The organism is Methanospirillum sp. (genome assembly GCF_035406105.1).
In the GTDB taxonomy this organism is placed as follows: domain Archaea; phylum Halobacteriota; class Methanomicrobia; order Methanomicrobiales; family Methanospirillaceae; genus Methanospirillum.
In genome coordinates this window covers 1-2,786 of record NZ_DAONKG010000274.1, presented here as the reverse complement: position 1 = coordinate 2,786, position 2,786 = coordinate 1, and the positions used below count along the sequence as shown (strand labels likewise).

The window sequence follows — 2,786 nt, the reverse complement described above, 5'->3', positions numbered from 1 at the left end:
AATTTTTTGATAAATCATACATTAAACTGATTATATCGTTCTGCTCTTCAGGTGGAATCTTATAATTGGCCAATATTTTCTGTATTTGAACGCGGTCACTCTGAAAGGTCATATAATCAATACTCTTTCTTATGTAATTATATGATTCAAAATAACATCGACATGCTGTCAATGGCGGCTGTAAGGAAAGAGGTATTAAACACGAATCTACCGGAAATTTACTCATCCTCCGTGAAAGTCTCACATCTGAGAAGTAGAACATAAAATTGTACCATCACCAAATGTTGTGATTGGAATATAGGTCGATCATTTTATTATGTGTGCGATTTACATAGGTTGCAACGTATTTTGTGTAGATCATACACATATTTCTAACTTACCTCATAACAACAATACGTATTTCTAAAACATCCGAAGAATCAGAATTGTTATCAAGTGCAAAATTATCCTGCATAACTACCGGATGAGACTTCTTTCCTCTCTTTTGTATGTTTACCTGGTCAGTTTTTGGTATGATCGTAATTCCTTCTCCAGTTCCACATAGAGGGTTCACTTTCGCAGATAATACTCCATTACCAAAAAAAGTGAGTAAAAAAGAAAATACCTAATTACTGAGTAGGAGCCGTCACACAGGCCGGTTGAGCAGCCTGATAACTCTGGTTCTGCACCGGTGTTACAACCGGAGCTGCTGCAGGAGTCTGTGCCAGGACAGGGGCCTGTGCTGTTATGACCGGCACCTGAGTTGTGTTATTACCCTGGGCGACTGGCTCTACCGGAGCTGGCACTGCTGCCGGACTTCCGACAGTAAGATTGAGCTGGGTACTTGCCCCTGGCTGATATGGCGCTGACTGATCGGCATTCTGTTCATTAATTCTAAAGGTAATGGTCGGAACACCGTTTGCAAAATCATTCTCACCAGCCATGACAATGAGTCGTTCATCAAATGTTCCAAGGCCACCGAATTTTCCTGCTTCAGTAACGGTGATTTTCCCTTGCGGTGTTCCGTTCACGTATGCGGTGATAACCGTTCCGACTGGAACCGGTGTTCCCTGAATGGTTGCGGTTCCGTAAAATTCACAGGGAAGCTGGGGAGATGCAGCGGATACCAGCCCGCATACGGCGATACACATGCCAGCAATCAGAAACGCTGACATCCAGATGGAACAATTACTTGTCATAATATCAAAAAAAACAGGTGTTATTCACCTGATTTACCAGCCGGTATAATCATCCGGCAGGATTACGTTGCTGATAGTCTCTACAATATCATCGAAATACATGAAATCTGCCCGGTCATTTGATCTGAGATCAAGGTTTGTGATAGATCCGGGAGTAAACGGATAGGTGTCACTCCAGTCAGCACTGGACAGGGGATTTTTTACTTCCGCTTTATACCAGTACTCAAAGTCCTTTGGTTTTATCCAGAATGTGATCGGATCACGCTGTTCCATTGATTCATACGGAACATCAACGGTAAGCATCTCCTTTCCAGCCAGATCTCCGTACTCTCCGAATTTTTTCACTGATACCGGATTCGTCGGGTTGGAGAGATCAATTCCTTCCCTTGTTGCCATAACTCGGTCACCAACCCTGAGCGGGAATCCGTTAAATTCAGCCTTACCATAGAAGTATTGCGGTTCCCACGCGGAAGGTGCCGGAGTGGGTGTTGGTGTTGGCGGTACCGTAGGTAATGGACCTGCCCACAGGTGAACAGTCCGTGAGATGCCGCCTTCATACGGAATTTCCCTGGTCTCTCCCATGACACTGATAGTCTCATTGTTATCGATGGCTTCATTCACTACCCAAGCCTGGGTGTACCGAGGCCATCCGTCATCTTTTACCCAGAATGTGACATTTGCGTTTTCAGGAAGGCATTTTCCCTGTATTGTTAACTTATCCGCCCAGCTGCTGTTTCCACTTCCGAAATAACCGGGGCTTGTCATCGTAAACGGATTTTCCGGTCCTGAAACATCATAACCTTCGATCCGTGCTTCGATCATGCCACCAATCTTAATGTTCGGCTGACAGTTGTAACAGGTTCCATCCTCATCCAGGTATTCACTTCCATCAGTTATCCTGACATCTCCCTGAATGCTCATGGGAAGAGAGGGGATCCCTGCACAATCGGTTGGAACCGGAGTTACCGGAATTGGTGGGATTTCATTTGGCGGGTTTTTTAATACAACCAGTCTGAGTTGTGTCTCTTTCCCAGGCTGATAGGGAACAGTCCAGAGGTAGGTTCCGTCATCCTGTAAAATATATGCCCGGACCATTCTGGTCATTTCATCAGCGACCCAGAACTCAATCTCTGATCCTGCAGGTACCCCCTGAACCTGTAACTTTGGAGAGAATGTTCCTGTTTTTCCAAATACTCCTTTTGCAGTTTTTATCGGATTGTACTGTCCGGAGATATCATACCCTGGAACCCGGGCCTCTACCGTGCCACCACTCTGAATTGGTTTTCCATAAATCTCCACTGTTCCGACAAAGGTCTGGGGTACAGCAGGGACAGGAATTGGTGTCAGGGTAGGCACAGGAGTTACCGTTCCTTCTACCTGAATCAGATCTTTCCGTACTGCAGTTGAACTCTCTCCACTAGCATCTGCGATTGTCAGATTTACTGAGTATTTCCCCGGGCTCGTATAGGTATGACTCGGGTTTGCAACCATATCTCCGGTCCCGTCCCCAAAAGTCCAGGCGTACATTGTCGGATTGCCAGATGATTTATCGGTAAACTGCACTGTCAGAGGAGGTTTACCTGATGTTGGTCGGGCGGTGAAATCAGC

2 protein-coding genes are annotated in these 2,786 nt (G+C 45.7%); both read right to left on the bottom strand.

The genetic code is table 11. The features are described from left to right. Positions 1-608 precede the first annotated feature (608 nt). A complete protein-coding gene (locus PLA23_RS12260; RefSeq protein WP_324475366.1) occupies positions 609-1,130 on the bottom strand; it encodes a hypothetical protein in 522 nt (173 codons plus the stop codon). 81 nt (positions 1,131-1,211) lie between these two features. Further along, a partial coding sequence (locus tag PLA23_RS12255; RefSeq protein ID WP_324475364.1) for a PKD domain-containing protein occupies positions 1,212-2,786 on the bottom strand: 1,575 nt, incomplete at its 5' end.

What these genes read in the sequence shown, in the direction of transcription:
- PLA23_RS12260 (WP_324475366.1), bottom strand. Translation starts at nt 1,130, where the DNA reads ATGTGTATCGCCGTATGCGGGCTGGTATCCGCTGCATCTCCCCAGCTT.